The 19244-nt window shown below is 38.2% G+C and carries 21 protein-coding genes; 2 read left to right on the forward strand and 19 right to left on the reverse strand.

What is annotated here, in order from left to right; genetic code table 11:
• Nucleotides 1-278 precede the first annotated feature (278 nt).
• Nucleotides 279-794, forward strand: a complete 516-nt coding sequence (locus ACWATA_RS19625; RefSeq protein ID WP_013055642.1) for a GNAT family protein — start codon at nucleotides 279-281, stop codon at nucleotides 792-794.
• A 31-nt stretch (nucleotides 795-825) separates the two neighbouring features.
• Here the strand turns inward: ACWATA_RS19625 and ACWATA_RS19630 are convergent, their stop codons facing one another.
• The 18 genes from ACWATA_RS19630 to ACWATA_RS19715 all read right to left on the reverse strand — a co-directional run bounded on the left by ACWATA_RS19630 (nucleotide 826) and on the right by ACWATA_RS19715 (nucleotide 17490).
• Nucleotides 826-1560: a sugar phosphate isomerase/epimerase family protein gene (locus tag ACWATA_RS19630; RefSeq protein ID WP_473050135.1), complete on the reverse strand. Its 735-nt coding sequence runs from the start codon at nucleotides 1558-1560 to the stop codon at nucleotides 826-828.
• A 93-nt stretch (nucleotides 1561-1653) separates the two neighbouring features.
• Nucleotides 1654-1788: a hypothetical protein gene (locus ACWATA_RS19635; RefSeq protein ID WP_321201921.1), complete on the reverse strand. Its 135-nt coding sequence runs from the start codon at nucleotides 1786-1788 to the stop codon at nucleotides 1654-1656.
• A gap of 143 nt (nucleotides 1789-1931) precedes the next feature.
• Complete coding sequence (locus ACWATA_RS19640) at nucleotides 1932-2738, reverse strand: carbohydrate ABC transporter permease (RefSeq protein ID WP_473050236.1); 807 nt, start codon at nucleotides 2736-2738, stop codon at nucleotides 1932-1934.
• A gap of 68 nt (nucleotides 2739-2806) precedes the next feature.
• Nucleotides 2807-3661, reverse strand: a complete 855-nt coding sequence (locus ACWATA_RS19645) for a carbohydrate ABC transporter permease (RefSeq protein ID WP_014461372.1) — start codon at nucleotides 3659-3661, stop codon at nucleotides 2807-2809.
• A gap of 72 nt (nucleotides 3662-3733) precedes the next feature.
• On the reverse strand, nucleotides 3734-5011 hold the full coding sequence (locus ACWATA_RS19650; protein WP_028412189.1) for an ABC transporter substrate-binding protein: 1278 nt from the start codon (nucleotides 5009-5011) through the stop codon (nucleotides 3734-3736).
• Between the two features lie 351 nt (nucleotides 5012-5362).
• Nucleotides 5363-5974 carry a flavin reductase family protein gene (locus ACWATA_RS19655; RefSeq protein ID WP_016763208.1) on the reverse strand — a complete coding sequence of 204 codons (612 nt, stop codon included), beginning with the start codon at nucleotides 5972-5974 and terminating at the stop codon, nucleotides 5363-5365.
• A 176-nt stretch (nucleotides 5975-6150) separates the two neighbouring features.
• Complete coding sequence (locus ACWATA_RS19660; protein ID WP_034269680.1) at nucleotides 6151-7419, reverse strand: 3D domain-containing protein; 1269 nt, start codon at nucleotides 7417-7419, stop codon at nucleotides 6151-6153.
• A gap of 439 nt (nucleotides 7420-7858) precedes the next feature.
• Complete coding sequence (gene rbsB, locus ACWATA_RS19665) at nucleotides 7859-8779, reverse strand: ribose ABC transporter substrate-binding protein RbsB (protein ID WP_108674411.1); 921 nt, start codon at nucleotides 8777-8779, stop codon at nucleotides 7859-7861.
• An 11-nt stretch (nucleotides 8780-8790) separates the two neighbouring features.
• A complete protein-coding gene (gene rbsC / locus ACWATA_RS19670) occupies nucleotides 8791-9750 on the reverse strand; it encodes a ribose ABC transporter permease RbsC (protein WP_033578167.1) in 960 nt (319 codons plus the stop codon).
• Between the two features lies 1 nt (nucleotide 9751).
• Nucleotides 9752-11233, reverse strand: coding sequence for a sugar ABC transporter ATP-binding protein (locus ACWATA_RS19675; protein WP_028412185.1), 1482 nt, complete (start codon nucleotides 11231-11233; stop codon nucleotides 9752-9754).
• Nucleotides 11234-11247: 14 nt separating this feature from the next.
• Entirely contained in the window at nucleotides 11248-11637 is a 390-nt protein-coding gene (gene rbsD, locus ACWATA_RS19680) for a D-ribose pyranase (RefSeq protein WP_034269677.1), read from the reverse strand.
• Complete coding sequence (gene rbsK, locus ACWATA_RS19685; RefSeq protein ID WP_165635516.1) at nucleotides 11638-12516, reverse strand: ribokinase; 879 nt, start codon at nucleotides 12514-12516, stop codon at nucleotides 11638-11640.
• Nucleotides 12509-13498 carry a LacI family DNA-binding transcriptional regulator gene (locus ACWATA_RS19690; RefSeq protein WP_028412183.1) on the reverse strand — a complete coding sequence of 330 codons (990 nt, stop codon included), beginning with the start codon at nucleotides 13496-13498 and terminating at the stop codon, nucleotides 12509-12511. Before ACWATA_RS19690 ends, rbsK begins: the two co-directional genes overlap by 8 nt.
• A 117-nt stretch (nucleotides 13499-13615) precedes the next feature.
• Entirely contained in the window at nucleotides 13616-14041 is a 426-nt protein-coding gene (locus ACWATA_RS19695; protein WP_028412182.1) for a MarR family winged helix-turn-helix transcriptional regulator, read from the reverse strand.
• A 162-nt stretch (nucleotides 14042-14203) separates the two neighbouring features.
• A complete protein-coding gene (locus tag ACWATA_RS19700) occupies nucleotides 14204-14626 on the reverse strand; it encodes a hypothetical protein (RefSeq protein ID WP_028412181.1) in 423 nt (140 codons plus the stop codon).
• Nucleotides 14627-14634: 8 nt separating this feature from the next.
• Nucleotides 14635-15165: an NAD(P)H-dependent oxidoreductase gene (locus tag ACWATA_RS19705; protein ID WP_014461382.1), complete on the reverse strand. Its 531-nt coding sequence runs from the start codon at nucleotides 15163-15165 to the stop codon at nucleotides 14635-14637.
• Between the two features lie 18 nt (nucleotides 15166-15183).
• Complete coding sequence (locus ACWATA_RS19710; protein ID WP_028412180.1) at nucleotides 15184-16809, reverse strand: DHA2 family efflux MFS transporter permease subunit; 1626 nt, start codon at nucleotides 16807-16809, stop codon at nucleotides 15184-15186.
• A 42-nt stretch (nucleotides 16810-16851) separates the two neighbouring features.
• On the reverse strand, nucleotides 16852-17490 hold the full coding sequence (locus tag ACWATA_RS19715; RefSeq protein ID WP_028412179.1) for a biotin/lipoyl-containing protein: 639 nt from the start codon (nucleotides 17488-17490) through the stop codon (nucleotides 16852-16854).
• A 352-nt stretch (nucleotides 17491-17842) separates the two neighbouring features.
• Here ACWATA_RS19715 and ACWATA_RS19720 point away from each other — a divergent pair, with 352 nt between their 5' ends.
• Nucleotides 17843-18298, forward strand: coding sequence for a MarR family winged helix-turn-helix transcriptional regulator (locus ACWATA_RS19720; RefSeq protein ID WP_473050136.1), 456 nt, complete (start codon nucleotides 17843-17845; stop codon nucleotides 18296-18298).
• A gap of 93 nt (nucleotides 18299-18391) precedes the next feature.
• Here ACWATA_RS19720 and ACWATA_RS19725 read toward each other — a convergent pair whose 3' ends face one another.
• Nucleotides 18392-19153: an SDR family oxidoreductase gene (locus ACWATA_RS19725; protein ID WP_473050137.1), complete on the reverse strand. Its 762-nt coding sequence runs from the start codon at nucleotides 19151-19153 to the stop codon at nucleotides 18392-18394.
• Nucleotides 19154-19244: the final 91 nt, after the last annotated feature.

Consider the following 19244-nt stretch of genomic DNA (forward strand, 5'->3'; position numbering starts at 1 on the left):
CAGATAAGTAAAATGTCCTGTTATCTTCTTTACAAATAGACCTGCAACCTTATTGACAAAATTAATGAGTCTTTGTTACCCTTATACACGTTGTGAAAAATTTAAAAGTGAATGTTAAGGAAAGCAGCCGTTTTGATGAACGATCAATCAAATCAGGTTCTTTCCTTTTTATATTTTTACTAAGGCAGATACTTTGCTAAATAAAGTTTCGCTTTATACACCGTGTTCTCTTTGTCATAGGCGCGTTTAGACCGAAAACAGACGGAAAGGAGTATAAAATGTTTACTCAGCTTACAGAAAAAAACCAGAATGCAGAAGAACTAAAAGAAACACTTGATGATTTAGAGTTTCAGCTATTTCGCATGCAGGATAATTTAAAAGAAATTGCTAAAAAGTACGAAGTTATCGGTGTCGATCAGCCTGAAGATAATCAGTTAGTTATTGTATCGGCACAAAATGACGGAAACGCATGTAAAATTATGCTAAATGAATGCACAAAAGCCTATAGAGGGGCTTGGGATTTTGCCATCGATGGCGTATATGAAGATAATCACACGATTTTTATTGGTGATATTAAAGGTCCCGCTAATAAGGGATATGGCTCTGTATGTATGAATTATTTAAAAGAAGTAGCGGTTGATCAAAATGTTCATGTCATTAAAGGAGATATCGCTGAGCGCGACTGGGATCATCTCGAAAGATTAATTCATTTTTATGAAAAACATAACTTTGAAGTAAATATTGATTATACGAATAAGTGCGGAGAAATTGAATGGACTCCAGCTTATCAATAAAAAACGAACAGACAGCGTCTGTTCGTTTTTTTTATTTGATATATGCTAAGCTTTTTTTAATACTGCTAAGAGGACTTTCTATGCACTGATCTTGTTCAACGATCCACCATTTTACGCCTGCTTTATTGCCTTCTTTCATGACAGCCTTTACATTTACCCCTCCGGTACCAAGAGGAGCAAAAAATTGCTCGCCGTCTGTTGTCATATCTTTTAAATGGATAAAAGGCGTACGATTTCGATAGTGCTTCATCCACTCCACTGGATCTTCGCCTGCTTTAGTCAGCCAATAAATGTCCAGCTCTACATTTACCCCAGTTTCTTCTAGAATCGTTTGGAGAGCTGACTTTCCGGTTGACAATTTTTTCAGCTCAAAATCATGATGATGATAGCTAAACGACATGCCTTCTTTTTTACAATACGTATCAATATTATTTAAAGAATCAATAAGTTCGTAATACCCTTTTTCCGTTTGACGTTCAGGCATTAAATAAGGACAAACAATATGTGAATTTCCGACTTGCTGCTCAAAGTGAATCACTTGCTCTAAATTAGATTCTAATTGTTCAAGTGGAATATGACTAGAAGCTGGCTTCAGCTGCAAATCCATTAACCACGCTCTTACTTCTTGCGCTGTATATCCTTCATACCCTGCAAATTCTACCCCTTGGTATCCTAAAGCAGCTACTTTTTGAAGCGTCCCTTTAAAATCTTTTTTCGTTTCTTCACGCAGCGTATAAAGCTGTACTCCTACAGGTATTTCTCCCATCTTCTCTCCCCCTGTTCATTAAGAAAGTGATTGAACTATGGCTAAATCAACCCAATCTAAAGACGAACAAATTGAACTAGTATGAATTACTTGTTACACAGCTGTTGATTTCCGTGCAAGACTTTGCTTTCCGCGGGCGGCCGGTGAGTCTCCTCGTCGCTTACGCTCCTGCAGGGTCTCACCTGTTCCGCTTTTCCCGCAGGAGTCTTCGTCTTGCCCTCCAATCAACACCTAGAAGCAATTAACTACAATTAAATCTACGTTCATCCTAGAAAGGGAAAAATCCGAACGAATTTGATTCTCGATCAACAATCAGATTCTTTCGGATCCTCCTTTAACTAACATACTTTTTTCTCAACATCTGCTGCTTTTTATTTTACTGCACTTCCAAGCATTCCTGAAATAAAATGACGCTGAAGTGCTAGGAAGAAGACAATGATTGGAATGGTTGCAATCGTTACCCCCATCATTACTTGACCGTAATCAATAATCGATAATCCAATTAAGCTTGAAAGAGCAACTGGCAATGTAGCCATTTCGTTTGATGTAGTCGCAACTAAAGGCCACATAAAGTTATTCCACTGTGTCATAAATAAGAAAATAGCTGCTGCAGCCATCGCAGGCTTCATAGAAGGAAGCACAATGGTTAAAAAAATTCTCATCTCTCCAGCACCGTCCAAACGTGCTGCTTCAATCAGTTCCGTTGGAAAAGCTAAAAAGTTCTGACGTAATAAAAAGATAGCGAACGGAAAGCACAGCTGCGGAACAATAAGAGCAAAATACGTATCAAGCAAATTAAAATTCGACATCAGCTGAAAAAGCGGAATGAGCGTTGCTTGATATGGAATCATCATGGACAATAAAAGCGTCGTAAAAATTGCGTTTCGGCCTTTGAATTCAAATTTAGATAGCGCATATGCAGCTGTAGAACAAACCATTAAAGCTACAATCACATACACGACTGAAACAAATACTGAGTTAAAAAAGACCCGCCCTAAATCAATTGAAGCATTTAAATTTTGTAGATTTGTCATAAATTGATCGCCAGGCTTCAGCGTTGGAGGGTTTGTAAACATTTTTCCCGATTCATTCGTAGCGCCGATAATCATCCAGTAAAACGGAAAAATAGAGACAATCGTGAACAGCCCAAGCATGCTGTATAATCCTATTTTACGCATGATGTTGCTTTTCTTTTTAACCTTAGGCACGGTAGCTACTGCGGTTGCTTCTACTCTCTCTAATACACTCATGATTTATCACCCGTAAATTTAAATTGGAAGAACGTTAAAATACCGACTAATAATACAACAACGTACGCAATGGCTGAAGCATATCCAAAATCAAAATATTTAAAGCCATTTTGATAAATATATAAGCCTAGCGTCATCGTGGAATCAGCGGGGCCGCCTTTTGTTAAGTTAAAAGGTTCGTCAAACAATTGAAGCGTGCCAATTGTTGATAAAATAGTAGCAAACAAGATAACGGGTTTTAATTGTGGAACCGTTACGTGGAAAAACTTTTGAATACGATTTGCCCCGTCTAAATCAGCTGCTTCGTAAACTTCATGAGATAAACTTTGAAGAGCTGCTAGAAAAATAACCATATTATAACCTGTCCATCTCCAAGTCATCGCCACGATGATTGAGACTTTAGCCCAGAAAGGATCTCCCAGCCACTGAATGGCATCGATACCGAAAAACCCTAAAATAGTATTCATAATTCCTTCATCTTGAAGAATGATTGAAAACAAAATAGAATAGGCAACTAGCGACGTTACTGCGGGCAAGAAAAATGAAACTCGGAAAAAACCTTTTAGTCTTAAAAGCTGACTGTTTAACGCGTTAGCTAGTACAAGCGCTAATAAAATCATGACGGGTACTTGAACGATTAAAATAATCCCCGTATTTCCAAGCGCTTTCCAGAAAATATCATCTCCGAGCAAACGTGTATAGTTTGATAAACCGGTAAATACATACTTTCCGCCTTCCATACTCTGAAAGCTTAGAATAAACGATGAAAAAATAGGATAGATGGTAAACAGCGCGAACAGCAAAAGTGCTGGAGCAATAAATAAGTAAGGCAATGATTTATTTGTCTTCATGATGACCTCCTAGTACCGCAAGAAGAAGAGATAGAAGGCCATTTTCTAGAAATCACCTTCTATGCTTCTTGATTATTTTTGAATTCGGTTTTCTAAGCGTTTTTGAGCTGCTTCAAGCGAGTCTGTAACGCCCTTACCATTTGTTACCTCTGACACAGCTTTGACTGCTTCACTGTTTGCAACTGAGTAATTGCCTGTAAAATTAACCGGCTTAATATCTTTCATTTCATCTGCGAATGTTTTCCAAATCGTCTGATTGTTAAAGTACTCATCTTGTGCAGTGAATAATTTTGAAGAATATACGGTATTTAATGATGGGAATAGTCCGCCCTTCATCGCTTCTTCTTGAACTTTATCTGTTGTTGAGAAATATTCCATAAATTTGTACGCTTCATCTGCTTTTTGGCTATTTGCTGAAATCACATAGTTGCTTCCGCCTAAGTTAGAAGCACGGTTGCCTCCTTCTTCAAACGAAGGTAATAAAAATACTCCCCATTTTCCTTTTAAATCTGGAGCCTGCTGCGTAATAGAACCAGATAGCCAAGCACCAGATGGTGAACTTGCTACTTTACCTTCTGCTAAAGCACTGATTGAAGCATCCCAGCCCACTGTATTTTTAACAATGCCTGCTTCTTTTAACTTCTTATTTAACTCCATCGCTTTTTTCGCTTCTTTAGAAGTTAAATTGAGCTTACCTTTGTTATTAAAATAGAACGTACCTTGCTGCGTTAGTGCCATTCGGAATAAGCCATCGTCATTATTAAAATCTAAACCTAGTAAATCAACGCCAACTTTTTCTTTAATTTTTTTACCAGCCGCAATATAATCATCCCATGTTTTGATGCTGTTTGGATCTACGCCTGCTTTTTCAAAGTAATCTGTGCGGTAGAAAACGCCTGTCGGACCTGCATCAAACGGGAAGCCGTACATGTCCCCATCCTTTGATAAAAGAGCTTTCTTAAACTCTGGAAATTTATCTTCTTGCTTATCGAACCCTTTTTTAGATAGGTTTAAAAATGCTTTTGGAAATGCATCCAAATATCCTTGGAAACGATCGTCTTCTACTAATACAATATCAGGAAGACCTTTTCCGCCAGCCTGCAATCCTGTTGTTAGTTTTGAATAAACGTCTTCACGTCCCATATCCACTACTTTTAATTTAAATCCTGGATTCTCTTTTTGATATTCTGCTGCTGCTTTCTTTAATACCGGTACGTTAATATTCCAAGCCCATGCAACAACTTCTTTTCCACCGCTACCACTTGTTTCATTAGCGGACTTTCCTCCGCATCCTGCAAGTACTAGGGTTAAAATGAGTGCAAAACTGATTAAACTAAACCAACGTTTCAATGAATACCCCTCCTATGATCTCGTCTCCTAGTGTGGCAAGTTTTTTTGCAAACGCTCACGTCTCTTTCTAGATAGAATTATTGAAAAATAATTCTGTATATTGAAAGCGTATACAATTTACTTAATCTAAATTATATGAATGAATACCCTTTTCCTCAATGGTAAATATAAAAGGCAAAAACCTTACATTTTTGCCTTTTTGTAAATTGATTTTGTTATTATGGTTTCTATTAACTTTTTCGTTCATAAAAAAAAGCGAATGTACTGTTATTGTTGAAACAGAACACAATCGCTTATTTAAAAAAATCCAATGTATACTATTTTTTTGCTACATAAGTAACACTTTCTTGCTTATTTGGGACGTTCTAAGGAAAATAATTGCCCCAATTTACTATAGTTAGAACCCGCAAGCCGGCTGACTGGCTTCACACGTTCTGCAGAAACGCGATCGTTTTCTATTACTTTTTCACTAATATGAAACATCACAACTTCACCGATAAACAAATCTGAGCTGTATGCCTCATCCGTTCCTAATGGAACAATTTGGTGAAGCTTACATTCCATTCGAATGCTGGCTTCTTGAATTCCGGGAACCTGCACTTTTTTGCTCGGTGCTAGTGTTAACCCTGTTTCCTCGACTTCACTCACGGAAGAAGGGTAAGAAGATGCCGCTTGATTCACCTGTTCCACTAAGTTTTCGTCTACAAGATGAACTACAAATTCTTTAGATGCACTAATATTTTTGGCCGTATCTTTCGTCATTTGACCTTCACTTCTCGAAACCGAAACGGCAATCAGCGGAGGCTCTGCCGCAACTACATTAAAAAAACTAAACGGCGCAGCATTCACTACACCGTCATCATTTTGACTTGTAATAAACGCAATTGGCCGGGGAATGACGACACCTGTTAGCAAATGATAATTATCTTTTGCACTTTGTACCGCTGGATCAACTACCTTCATTTTACCCACTCCTTTTCTTCCATTTACTTTATTGTATGGTAACGAAAAGAGCATAGATTAGCTAGCAACTTGCTCACCAAACATGCAAAGAAGAGGCTGAGACATAGCTGCATCCATCTCATCTGAAAACCAACAAAATGAAAAAATCCGAACGATAAATCGTTCGGATCTTCTCTTTAGTTTAGCACCGTTACTTTCACTGTACGACGTCCAAATGCTTTTGCAGCTGACTCAGAAGGTACTAATACGTCAATTCGATATCCTTTAATCGCACCGCCCGTATCACCTGCTGTTGCCACTCCGTATCCTTCTACATATACTTTTGAACCTAATGGAATAACGGATGGATCTACCGCAATAATTTTATGAGTGCCTGAACTTACATTTTGTCCAGTGGCCGTTACGCCGCTGCAGCCTGCACAATTAGCTGTATAAGCTGTTGCTTCTACATACATTTCTTTTCCAGAATGCTTTTGTGTGCTTTCTTCTTTTTTCGTTTCTTTTGCTTCTGAAGAAACGGCTGCTTTCTTCTCTGTAGCCGCAGCTGTTTTTACTTCTTGTTTCGGCTCTGTTTTTACTTCTTTTTTAGCTGTTGCTAATTCAGCTTGACGCTTTGCTTCTGCATCAGCCTCAGCCTTTTCAGCCGCCTGCTGTTTTGCCACTTGCTCAGCTTGCTTTTGAGCTGCTTCTTTTTCTTTTGCAATCTTATCTTGAATGCCTGTTAGTTCAGACTGAAGATTTGCTTTTTCTGAAGAAGCTGCATCAATTTCATTTACGACCGTACTGTATTTTTCTTGCATAGTTGTTAACGTTGCTGTTTGTTTCGCAACGTTTTTATCTAATTCAGCTTGTTTAGCCGCTAGGCTACTTTTTGCTGCTTCTAATACTTTTTCTTGCTTATCAATTTCTTTTTTATCTTTTTCAATTTGATCTAAGTCATTTTGATGCTGCTTTAAAATATCATTATCTGCTGACAATAAAGTTGTGACCGCACCCATACGTGCAACAAAATCTCCAAAGTTATCAGCATTCATTAATGTATCAATAACAACGCTTGTTTTATCGTCCTGCTGTAAAGCAACTAATCGATTTTCAATAATATCTTTACGACTTAACACTTTTTCCTGAAGCAAAACGATCTCTTTTTTCTTTTTCTCAATCATTTTGTTCGCTTCTGAAATCTGCTTTTCAGTCGATGCTAACTCTTTTTTATTGCTAGAGATTACTGTATGTAATGAATTTAATTGTGACTGTATGTTTTGAACATCTGAATTGATAGACTGTTTCTCTTTCTCTTTTTGTTGAACAGCCTTTTCTGTTTCTTTAATTTTATTTTCAGTAGTCTGGAGCGCTTCTTCATTCGATTGGGCGTGAGTCTCTGTAATGCCGGTCATGAAGAAAATTCCTGTGACTGCTGCAAGAGTCATACGCTTAAAAATTTTCATAAAGTAATAGTCCCCTTTCCTCATAGACATAGTTATACCATAAAAAACTAGCTGTTTATGTTACAATACAGTTAAAAGTTTCCCATAATCTGTATAACCAAGAATCTCTTTCTGGGAATTTACCACCAAAATCCCTTGATAGAGAGGTTTACTGTTTATTAAAAAAGATATATTTTTGTCACAAAGGGGGCAAAATTACTCTTTAAAAAACAAAATAAACGCTTATTATTACAGCTATATTACAAATTTTTCACAGAAAATTATGTGTTTTACCGTCTTTTTTCTGTGTTTTTTACTTTTTATTACATAAATTCCACCTACATAATTCCTACACTATTTATAAAGTTGTGACTTTTTCACTTCTTTTTTACACTATATATATATAAAAAGACGCCCATAAATCAAATGAGCGTCTTTTTTCTTCACACGTATAGAACCATTATTTTTCAGAGGTTACTAGTTTTAAAGGCACTGGAATTTGCTTATCTACTTTTTTGCCTTGAAGAACATTTTTAGCAGACTTTACGGCAAGTTTACCAATTAAAACAGGCTGCTGGGCTACAGTTGCGCCTAGTTTCCCTTCTTTTACTGCTTTAATTGCATCGTCGTTTCCATCAAACCCTACTACTAATACATCTTTTCCTGAGCTGTTAATCGCTTGAATAGCTCCTAATGCCATTTCATCATTGTGAGCAAATACGGCTTTGATACCAGGGTTTCCTTGAAGAACATTCTCCATAACGTTTAAGCCTTTTGTACGGTCAAAATCAGCTGACTGTTTAGCCGTAATATCTAGCTTTTGATCTGCAACGTTGTGGAACCCTTTTCCTCGTTCACGAGTTGCTGAAGCTCCGGGCACGCCTTCAAGTTCTGCTACCTGAGCTTTTTTACCTACTTTTTTTACAATGTAATCAGCAGCCATTTGACCACCTTTTACATTATCTGAAGCTACCAGTGTTTCCACTTTTCCTTTTTCTGCTGAACGATCTAGCGTAATAACTGGGATGCCTACATTATTAGCCGATTGTACAGCTGTTGAAATAGCGGCTGAATCCGTTGGGTTAATAAGCAGAATGTTAACACCTTGCTGCATTAAATCTTCTACATCGTTAATTTGTTTTGCTGAATCATTTTGAGCATCTACTACAACTACTTCCATGCCCAGTTTTTTTGCTTCTTTTTGTACTCCTTCTTTTAGGGAAACAAAGAACGGATTGTTTAATGTAGACACGGATAAACCAATTTTAATATCTTTTAAATTTTTACTTTCAGATGGTTTCGCCCACTCAGGAGGCTGAAGTGAACAAGCCCCTAACAGTAATAATGAAAATGATAATAGCACGAGCCAAATTTTCTTCATGTTTTTCCCTCCTAAGCTGACTTTTTGCGATCAATTAATACCGCAATTAAAATAACAATTCCTTTTACGACCATTTGGTAAAACGACGAAACGCCGAGTAAGTTCAAACCGTTGTTTAATGTTCCGATAATCAGCGCACCAATTAACGTTCCAACAATGCGTCCACGTCCTCCGGAAAGGCTTGTGCCACCCAGTACTACTGCGGCGATAGCATCTAACTCGTAAGACGTACCTGCCGTTGGCTGAGCAGAATTCAGGCGAGAAGTCAAAATCGCTCCTGATAGCGCTGCTAATAATCCTGCTAGTGAGTAAATCATAACCTTAACTTTCGGAACTTTGATTCCTGAAATAAATGCTGCTTTTTCATTTCCACCGATTGCATATGTTCTACGGCCAAACGGTGTTTTATGCAAAATCACCCATAGGACAGCAAACGCTAGTACCATCGTAATCGCTGGAACAGGAATACCTAGGAAATAGCCTCGGCCAAATAACTGGAAGTAATAGTTTTCGCCTAAGCCCGTAATCGGATTTCCATCTGTATAAACAAGCGTTAATCCTCTAAAAATTGTCATCGTCGCTAGCGTCGCAATAAACGGCGCCATTTTTCCTTTTGTAATAAGTAAGCCGTTAACCATACCCATTACAGCTCCTAACACACATCCTATTAAAATAGCTAAAATAGGATCTACACCTGACACAATCATACCTGCCATTAACGCACTTGATAGAGCAAGTATAGAGCCCACGGATAAATCAATTCCCCCTGTTAAAATAACAAATGTCATACCGAATGCAATTAAAGCATTAATAGCCACTTGACGCAGCAAGTTTAAAATATTTAAAGGTTCTAAAAAGCTTGGATTTAAAATCGATACAATGACAATAAGAATAAATAAACCTAGTAACGGACCTAGCTTTTGCATCACGTTATCAACGCGATTTTCTTTTATCGCTGTGTTTGCTTTCATTTTACTGACCTCCTGTTGCAAATGTCATAATTTTTTCTTGAGTTGCTTCTTCACTTGTCAGTTCACCTGTTATCTTTCCTTCATGCACAACCAAAATGCGATCACTCATGCCGAGTACTTCCGGAAGCTCTGAAGACACCATGATAATAGCCACGCCTCTGTCTGTCAGTTCATTCATAAGCTGATAAATTTCACGCTTCGCCCCGACGTCAACTCCTCGAGTTGGTTCATCTAAAATTAGCACTTTTGGTCCAATGCCAATCCACTTGGCAATAACTACTTTTTGCTGATTTCCTCCCGATAAATTAGCCGCACTCGTCTCAGACGACTCGGTTTTGATCGTTAAACGTTTAATAAGCAAATCTACAAATTGCTGCTCGCTTTTTTGTTCAATAAAGCCTTTTGGCGAAAAGCTGAATAGACTTGGAAGTGCAATATTTTCTCGAATAGAAAAGTCCAGAACGAGCCCTTCTGTTTTACGATCTTCTGTAATGAACCCGAGACCTAATTTAATGGCTTGGTCTGGCTTTGTGATACTGACCCGTTTGCCATTTAAGATAATTTCGCCTTTTTCTAACGGATCAAGCCCGAAGATAGCGCGCATAATTTCAGTTCTGCCAGCTCCCATTAGCCCCGCAACGCCGACAATTTCTCCTGATCGCACTGAAAAATGAACGTCTTGAAATACACCTTTTCTCTCCAAGCCTTTTGCTTCAAAAACAACGTCTCCCTTAGGAGATGTCCTAGCAGGAAATCGATCCGTTAGCTCTCTTCCTACCATTTTGCGAACAACATCATCGAAGCTGGTTTCTGGAATCGGCTTTTTGTCTACCGTCTGTCCGTCACGCATGACCGTAATGGAATCACAAATAGCGAAAATCTCTTCCATACGATGTGAAATATAGACAATCGATACACCTTGTTTTCGCAGCGCATTAATTACGTCAAATAACTTTTGAATTTCTCTTTCAGTAAGCGCTGCGGTCGGCTCATCCATGATAATCACTTTTGCATTCGTCATCAGCGCTTTGGCTATCTCAATCATTTGCTGCTGTCCGACAGAACAAAGTCCTGCTTCTTGATCAAGAGGAATGGTGACAGCTAATTTTTCAAACTGCTTCTTTGCTAACGCTTTCATTTCTTTTGTTTTTAAAAAACCTAAAGGCGTTTTTAATTCTTTGCCGATAAATAAGTTCTCAAGCACCGTCATTTCAGGCCAAACGTTCAGCTCTTGATGAATAAAGGTAATTCCGTTTTGTTCTGCTTCTTTTGGATTTTGAAAATACGTCTCTTTGCCATCAATCAGAATCTGCCCTTCATCTTTTTTATGAAGGCCGGTTAAAATATTCATCAGCGTAGATTTCCCCGCTCCATTTTCCCCCATTAGTGCGTGAACTTCACCTTCATGTAATTCAAAATCCACGCCTCTTAGTACACGGTTTGCTCCAAAGGCTTTATGAATCCCTCTCATTGCAATATGCATGCTGTTCACCTCTTTTAAAAAATAACTCCCGCTTGTAAAATACAGTTTGCATAAGGAGTTGCTTCTCCTGTACGAATCACAACTTTCGCTTTGCTTGTCAGCATTTTTAATTGTTCATGCGATACTTCTTCTACTAAGATGTTTTGCTTTTCCATCAACTCGTAAGCCTTTTGATTTCTTTCTTTCATCTCAGAAGCAATCACTATTTTTTCTGTAGCCATATCTTCTAACACAGCTACTACTACATCTTCAAAGCTAGGCACTCCTAGCTTTAAAGATAAATCAATTTTAGGCACATCACGCGGAACAGGTAACCCTGCATCTGCAATGACAATAGTGTCTGTATGACCTAGATCTGTTAGTATTTTCGTAATATGACTGTTAATCATTCCGTGACGTTTCATTTACAGACTCTCCTCCACTTCTTTTCGAGTCGGCATGCCGCCTTGCGCACCAAATTTAGTGACGGATAGCGAAGCTGCGCGATTAGCAAACTGAATTCCTTTTTCAAAACCCATTCCTTCGGCAAGTGCCACAGCAAGCGCTGCGTTAAACGTATCTCCTGCTCCTGTTGTATCAATCGTTTCTACTTGATAAGAAGGAACCAATACTTCTTTCTCGCCGTTAAAATAGCGTACACCTTGTTTTCCTTCTGTAATAAACAATTTATTTGGATACTGTTTTAATACTTCTTCTTTTTCTTTTCCTTCAAATAAAAGCGCTGCTTCATGTTCATTTGGAGTGATGTAAGAAACTTGTTCAATCACTTCTGCTTTTAATGGTCTTGCAGGCGCTGGATTTAATAAAAGCGGTACTTTAAGTTCCTGACAAAGCTGAGCAACATATTCAACCGTTTCTTCTGGAATTTCTTGCTGAATAAGTACGATATCAGCTTCTTTAATTTTTTCTTTGGCTTTTTCTACGTAGTCTGGAGTAATATAATCGTTTGCTCCTTTAACAACTACAATGCTGTTGTCTCCTTCAGCGAGTATAATGTGAGCTGTTCCGCTATCTGAATCTGTAACCGGTTTCACATTTTCCACAGATACACCGTTTGATTTGAAATTCTCCAGGATTGCTTTTCCGTAATGATCTTCGCCCACACATCCAATCATACTCACATCCGCTCCAAGCCGGGCTGCTGCAACAGCTTGGTTCGCTCCTTTTCCTCCCGGAACGGTTTGAAATGATTCTCCTAACACTGTTTCTCCAGCTCCAGGACGAATATTTGATGTTACTACTAAATCCATTGATGAACTTCCAATCACAGTTACTTTAGCCATGTTCCTCAACCTTTCGTGTCGTATTTCGTTCAATAAACGTAACGGGTAGTTGTACTTGCTTTTGAATTAAAGGTTCTTTCTTAATGCATTTCATTAACAGACCTGCTGCTTGCTTGCCCATTTCATAAGCAGGCTGACGAATTGTAGACAGGGCTGGAAACGAAAAGCGGCTTTGCGGAATATCATCAAAACCAATCACTTGAAGATCATCCGGCACGCTTTTCTCTAATCGAAACGCCTCATGTAAAACAGCTGTGGCTACAATGTCATTACTTGCGATAATCCCGTCTGTTTCAGGGTACTTTTGAAAGATTTCCTTTGCCCATTTCTGCGCATCGTCAAATGCTAGAGAATTTGTATTTAATACGTAAAAGTCTGCATCAGACTGACTCAAGACAGAAAGAGAGCCTTGAAAACGTTCCTGAGCAGGCTTTACATTTACTGGACCTTTGATAAGAGTAATTCTTTTACTTCCTCTTTTGATTATTTCTTCTGCAGCGATTTTCCCGCCTTCAAAACCATCAGCATAAACGGATGGATACTGATCAGAACTTCTATCTAAAAACACGACGGGAAATGTAAGACCTTCATATAGTTTCTGAGCTAAACTTGTTGTTGCCGTAATCATTCCTACTACATGATTTTGCGTAAACGTTTGGAGATATGTCAATTCTTTCTCTAACTGCTCATCACTATTGCCAAGAATTAGACGAAATCCATGGCTATGTACTTCATCTTCTATTCCTCGTGCGAGCTGAGGGAAAAAAGGGTTTGTGATGTCTGGAAGCAATAGACCAATCAAACGTGATTCACGTGTATAAAGCGAACGGGCTACTTCGTTAGGGCTGTAGTTTAATCTTTGAATTGTATTCATTACTCGCACACGCGTGTCTTCTTTTACATACCCTGTACTGTTTAAAACACGCGAAACGGTCGCAACGGACACGCCTGCTTCTTTTGCTACATCACGAATTGTTACCACTTTATTTCCCTCCCTCCATATATGTAACCGTTTACACAAATAATATCATGGAAAAGTGAAGTTGACAATCTTTTTATCAAAAAAAAATCACTCCATTAAGAAGTGATGTTTCTTTCATTAGATATTAGCGTCTAGTTTCTTAAATAATTTCAAAAATTGCTCTTGATCTTTCGGCTCATAGCAAGAAAAGAAATGAGCAATCATCTTTTGCACAATTTCATTTGCTTCTTCAATCACTTGTTCACCTTTAGCAGTTAACTCAATGTTTACCTTACGGCGATCCTCTTTAGAGTGATAGCGTGAAACTAACTCTAAGTCTATTAAACGAGTAATAACAGGAGTGATCGCACTAGGCTTTACACGCATCTCCTCTGCCAGCTTGGTTACTCCAATATGACTGCATTTACCGATAATTAATAAGATATGATATTGAAAAGGCGTAATCCCTTGTGAAAGTAACCTTTCTTTTATCTCTGTCATTACCTTTTTGTTAAGGGATATCGAAATTCTCTGGACCTCTTCAATAAATGTGAGCTGTTCCATGTTTTGACGTCCCCTTTCTTATAATCAGGGAGTCGATTCTAACATGTCAGCCCCCTGCTGCACTCCAAGCGAAACCTAACCTGGGGAGAGCGGCTGGTTTCGCGGAATGCTTATAACCTATTTTCTATCTGTTTTATTCCGTACTATTATAATAGAAGAAACTCATTCATTATCGTTTTTCTTAAACGATCTTAAAGCTTTACGAAAAGCGTCATCATTCATAACGTCACGTTCTTCTTTTGTAAAAACCGTGTCGTCTTTTTCGCCTTCTCTAAACTTTTGCAGCACTTGACGATACATATCATCGTTCATGACATCTTTTTCTCTCTTGTGTCTAGATGTTCTTGTTTCCGTCTTCGCCTGCGGCTCTTTTGGCTCTTCTTTTGGTGTTTCTTTTGGTGCTGCAGGTTTTTTTTCTGCCACTTTTTTCTCTTCTACTTTTGGCTCTTTAGGAGCATTTGAAGCAGCCGCTTCTTTTTTAGGTGGAACTGTACGCTGGCGCTTAGAAGATGATGCTTTAGCATTCATTGTAATAATTAGGACAACCAGAATCACAGCTACAACGATCAGTAAAATACCTAACATACCGTCACCTACTGTCCTTGTGTCATTCGTTTAGTCACTTGAACAACACGTTCTCCTAACGCTTTACCTAGCGCTTGGTCGTTCTCTGTTAATAATTCGTCGCCTTCGATTGGACAAGTAATTCCCACACCGTAATAAGTACCGTACAGCGCATTTTCTGGAATGTTACCTGGTAAGCCAGCGATAACCATTCCTTGATGAAGCATCGGTGTAATTAAATTTAAAAGCGTTGCTTCTAAGCCACCGTGCGTTGTAGCTGTTGTACAGAACACCGCACCTACTTTATCAATTAATTTACCTTCTGCCCATAAATAACCTAATTTATCAATCCACGTTTTTAACCCTGAACTGATTGTTCCAAAATGCCCTGGGCAGCCCCAAATAATAGCATCCATTTCAGGCAGTTCACGTACATCTGCTTCTTCGACATGCTTTACATATACAGTTGCTTCTCCAGACAGCTCAGCGCCAGAAGCAATCGCTTTGGCTAATGCCTCTGTATGTCCGCCTTCACTATCATATACGATACAAATTTTCATCCTTTATCCCTCCGTTGCTTATGAGTTCATATCTTTTGGTGCCGGTAACATACGAATATCGTCTGTTGTTTCTTTTTCTGTCTCTTCTACTTCTACCACTGGATCTTTACGAACATCACGTAGGAAGAAACTTAAAATCAATCCAATAATGGCAATGATAACTGTCCAGTAAAACGCGTCGTTAATTCCTTGTACAGTTGCTTGCGCTTGAACTTTTCCAGCTAATGTTGTTAAAGCTTGTTTTTGCGCTTCTGTTTGAGAAAGGTGAAGCGTTTGAGCAATCTTTTGCACAAATACCTGGAAGTTATTCATAAAGAATGGATCAGATGTAGTCATTGAACTGCTCATTTCATTCACATGATATGTTGTGCGATTTGTAAAGATTGTAGTCATTAAACTGATACCGATTGAACCACTCACCTGACGAAGCGTGTTCGACATAGATGTACCGTGGCTGCTTAATTTTGCCGGCAGCTGATTTAAACCAGCTGTCATAATTGGCATCATTAATAATGACATACCGAATGCACGGATCATATAAATAATAACAATATGACTAAACGGTGTTTCAAGCGTTAATTTTGTAAATTCAAATGTTGTCACAACCGTAATCAACATTCCGACAATCCCTAGTGGACGCGGTCCTAATTTATCAAACAGCGTACCAGAAATCGGTGACATGACTAGCATAACAAGTGCACCAGGCAAGATTAATAAGCCTGAGTCAAACGCTGAATAGCCACGGATGTTTTGCAAATAAATCGGTAATAAGAACATACCAGCATACATGCTGATTGTAATGGCAATACTGATGATATTAGATAATGAGAAAATATTGTATTTAAATACTCTCACATCAAGTAATGGACTTTTAAGTCGAAGCTGCTGTACAACAAAGATGATTAATAAGACAATACCGCCGATCATCGTTGATAATACAACTGAATCCGTCCAGCCATCGTTTCCAGCTTCACTGAAGCCGTATAGAAGTAAAGCCATACCTGCAAGAGATGTAAACACAGAAATTAGATCTACTTTTACATTTTGAGGCGGTTTAATATCTTTTAATTTAAAAGCTGCAATAATAAGTACGAGTGCACCTAGTGGCACCATTCCCGTAAATAAAATGTGCCAGTCATAGTTTTGAATAACCCATCCTGAAAGCGTCGGTCCAATTGCCGGAGCGAACATCATGGCTAAACCAAAGATACCCATTCCTTTTCCGCGCATATGAGGAGGGAAAATAAATACGATAATGGTCATAACTAGAGGTGCTAGCACTCCGCCCCCGACTGCTTGAACCAGACGTCCAATTAGCATAATTGAGAAAGTCGGCGCGATTCCGCAGACAAGTGCTCCAATTGTAAAGCAGGCCATCGCAAATAAGAATAAGCGACGAACGCCAAAACGTTCAATTAAATAGGCTGATAATGGAATAAGTGCACCATTTACAAGCATATATCCTGTAAGCAACCACTGTGCGGTATTAGCCGTAACGCCAAACTCTGTAATCAGATGCGGAATCGCAACATTTAGCAGCGTTTGGTTTAAAATTGCTAAGAACAATCCAAGCATAAGTACGACTAGTAGCGGGATATGCTTTTTAACTGAGCTTTCCTCTGGTTGTATCGTGTTTGCTGACATCAGTTCCTTCCTCCTTTCTTCTCTTCTTAATCATGTACGTTCTTAGTTTTTAGAGATTTTAACTTCTGCGTTCATACCTGGCAGTACGTTTTCAGAGTAGTTAGAAATAGAGATTTTAACAGGAACTGTTTGTGATACTTTCGTATAGTTGCCGTCTGAATTAGAGCTTGGCATTAATGAGAAAATTGAGTTTGTTGCATAACCGATTTCTTCTACTTTTCCATCGATTGTTGTTTTAGTATCTCCGTCAACTGTTACATCAACGTCATCGCCAGCTTCAATATCTTTTAATTTGTCTTCTTTAATGTTTGCAATGATGAATAAGTTATTCATATCTACTTCGCTAGCAATTTGTTGACCAGCTTGAACCATTTGATTTTCTTTTACCTGTGTTTTGATGATTTTACCATCCTCTGGTACTGTAACTGTTTTTTCTCCATCTTCTGATTGGATTTTAGCTACCTCATCGTCTTTTGAAACATCTTTACCTTCTTCAATATTCCAGCTTGCTACTTTACCTGCCGCTGGCGCTACTACTGTATAAAGATCGCCCGACACTTTTGCATTGTCTGTGGATACATAATTAGATTTTTGAATATAATAGTATCCCCCACCAATAATTAAAGCTAATACTACAATAATTCCGATAAAGTTCATTAAAATTAAACGCCCTCTTGACATTTATTTTACCTCCTTAATATTTCATTCAGTTAAGTATTACGCTAGATAACTTTATCACAAAGATATTTAGTTGTAAATAACTTTGATTTTAATTTATTTTTAAAACTAAACATTTATGTTTCATAAAGTTTTCCCGACTGAATACTTTACTACATCTTTAACTGAAATACAACTTAAAAGTTTTGGTTTCTTTACAAGTACTTTACTTTACTTTAAAGTTAGATATATAAGCATAGGGTTATACACAAAAACAGCTCCTTTTTTTGGAACAAACTCCCTATATACATAAACCACAATAGGTAACTAGCAGCAATTGTTTAACACCTATAATGATAAAGAAAAGGTGATTATGATGGATCAGCAGTTAATAGATAAACTAGAAAAACTTGACCAAGTTAAAACCTCATTATTTGAACTCAAGCGAAAGCTCTTGGAAGATAAAATCAGTGAGCAGCCCTATAATTTGACCATTACAAAATTTTTAATTCTAAAATTCATTGGAATCAGCTCTAAACGTATGGTAGCCGAAATTTCTTCAAATCTAAAGCTAACCTCCGGGGCTACTACCATTTTATTAAATCAATTAGAAGATGATACACTCATTAAGCGCGTACGTGACCAAAAAGACCGCCGAATTGTATGGATATCCTTAACGGAGGCTGGCGAAACATTAGTGAACTATGTAATTGAGCAGCGAAATTTATTTTGGCAAGACATGCTTTTTGCTCTAACTCCAGAAGAACAGGATGAGTACCTCCGCATGCTTGAGAAAATGGAAAAACGAATTAGACAAACCGTGGATCGTTAATGATAAAAAGCGTGTGTCCATTTATTTTATGGACACACGCTTTTTATGACCCGCTACCATTGAAGGGTTTAGAAACCTTTGTGTTTTCTGACTTTAAAATTCAGGGTTGTTCTTTAAAAATCCCCTCCAAGCCTGTGCTGTAGCTTTCTCAATTTCTTCTTTAGAAGCATGAAGCCTTTTAGCGCTGTCTCCATAGCCAATTTCGATTTTGCCTTTTTTCAGTTCTTCAAATATTGAATCAGCAAAGTCATCAAGCGGTGCTCCAAATGTATGAAGTCCCGGTCCTCCTAAATCCGTGTTCACGGCTGGAGGAAGAATTTCTATCACTTCGGTATTTGTTTCTTCTACTTGATGTCTTAAACTAATCGTAAACGACCTTAACGCCGCTTTTGTTGCGCTGTAAACTGGCACCCATGCTCCAGGTGTTAAAGACAGCCCCGACGTTACGTTAATAACCGCAGCACGTTCTTGTTGAACGAAATGAGGAATCAATAGCGAAGTTAAATGAATAGGAGCACTTACATTACTCATTAGTTCTTTTTCGTAATACTGCCACTCTTCGTACATGTGTAAAAGATTTACGCGCTGCTGAATGCCTGCATTATTCACAATAACATTTAATTTCGGGAACCTTTCAGTCGCCCATTTTACCAGCTCTACTCTGCTTTCTTCTATTGATACGTCGCACAATTTTGTATGTAACGAAGGGAATCTTTCTTTTGCTTCTTGCAGCTTTGATTCCCTTCTTCCACAAATAATAACTTCATTTCCTTCCTTTAAAAAACGTTCTGCAAGCGCCAATCCAATTCCAGACGCTCCGCCCGTAATTAAAATAGTGTTTCCTGACATTTTCATTACTTTTCCTCCTCGTTCAACCATCACATTTCCTAATTAATAAACAAAGCGCTACTGCATGAATGACAATAGCGCTTTGTTTATTATTTAT

The organism is Priestia sp. USM5 (assembly GCF_058323215.1).

Excerpts from the sequence above, each read along its gene's own strand:
- ACWATA_RS19625 (WP_013055642.1), top strand. The coding sequence starts at position 279 with ATGTTTACTCAGCTTACAGAAAAAAACCAGAATGCAGAAGAACTAAAA.
- ACWATA_RS19630 (WP_473050135.1), bottom strand. The coding sequence starts at position 1,560 with ATGGGAGAAATACCTGTAGGAGTACAGCTTTATACGCTGCGTGAAGAA.
- ACWATA_RS19640 (WP_473050236.1), bottom strand. The coding sequence starts at position 2,738 with ATGCGTAAAATAGGATTATACAGCATGCTTGGGCTGTTCACGATTGTC.
- ACWATA_RS19645 (WP_014461372.1), bottom strand. The coding sequence starts at position 3,661 with ATGAAGACAAATAAATCATTGCCTTACTTATTTATTGCTCCAGCACTT.
- ACWATA_RS19655 (WP_016763208.1), bottom strand. The coding sequence starts at position 5,974 with ATGAAGGTAGTTGATCCAGCGGTACAAAGTGCAAAAGATAATTATCAT.
- ACWATA_RS19660 (WP_034269680.1), bottom strand. The coding sequence starts at position 7,419 with ATGAAAATTTTTAAGCGTATGACTCTTGCAGCAGTCACAGGAATTTTC.
- rbsB (WP_108674411.1), bottom strand. The coding sequence starts at position 8,779 with ATGAAGAAAATTTGGCTCGTGCTATTATCATTTTCATTATTACTGTTA.
- rbsC (WP_033578167.1), bottom strand. The coding sequence starts at position 9,750 with ATGAAAGCAAACACAGCGATAAAAGAAAATCGCGTTGATAACGTGATG.
- ACWATA_RS19675 (WP_028412185.1), bottom strand. The coding sequence starts at position 11,233 with ATGCATATTGCAATGAGAGGGATTCATAAAGCCTTTGGAGCAAACCGT.
- rbsD (WP_034269677.1), bottom strand. The coding sequence starts at position 11,637 with ATGAAACGTCACGGAATGATTAACAGTCATATTACGAAAATACTAACA.
- rbsK (WP_165635516.1), bottom strand. The coding sequence starts at position 12,516 with ATGGCTAAAGTAACTGTGATTGGAAGTTCATCAATGGATTTAGTAGTA.
- ACWATA_RS19695 (WP_028412182.1), bottom strand. The coding sequence starts at position 14,041 with ATGGAACAGCTCACATTTATTGAAGAGGTCCAGAGAATTTCGATATCC.
- ACWATA_RS19700 (WP_028412181.1), bottom strand. The coding sequence starts at position 14,626 with ATGTTAGGTATTTTACTGATCGTTGTAGCTGTGATTCTGGTTGTCCTA.
- ACWATA_RS19705 (WP_014461382.1), bottom strand. The coding sequence starts at position 15,165 with ATGAAAATTTGTATCGTATATGATAGTGAAGGCGGACATACAGAGGCA.
- ACWATA_RS19710 (WP_028412180.1), bottom strand. The coding sequence starts at position 16,809 with ATGTCAGCAAACACGATACAACCAGAGGAAAGCTCAGTTAAAAAGCAT.
- ACWATA_RS19715 (WP_028412179.1), bottom strand. The coding sequence starts at position 17,490 with ATGTCAAGAGGGCGTTTAATTTTAATGAACTTTATCGGAATTATTGTA.
- ACWATA_RS19720 (WP_473050136.1), top strand. The coding sequence starts at position 17,843 with ATGGATCAGCAGTTAATAGATAAACTAGAAAAACTTGACCAAGTTAAA.
- ACWATA_RS19725 (WP_473050137.1), bottom strand. The coding sequence starts at position 19,153 with ATGAAAATGTCAGGAAACACTATTTTAATTACGGGCGGAGCGTCTGGA.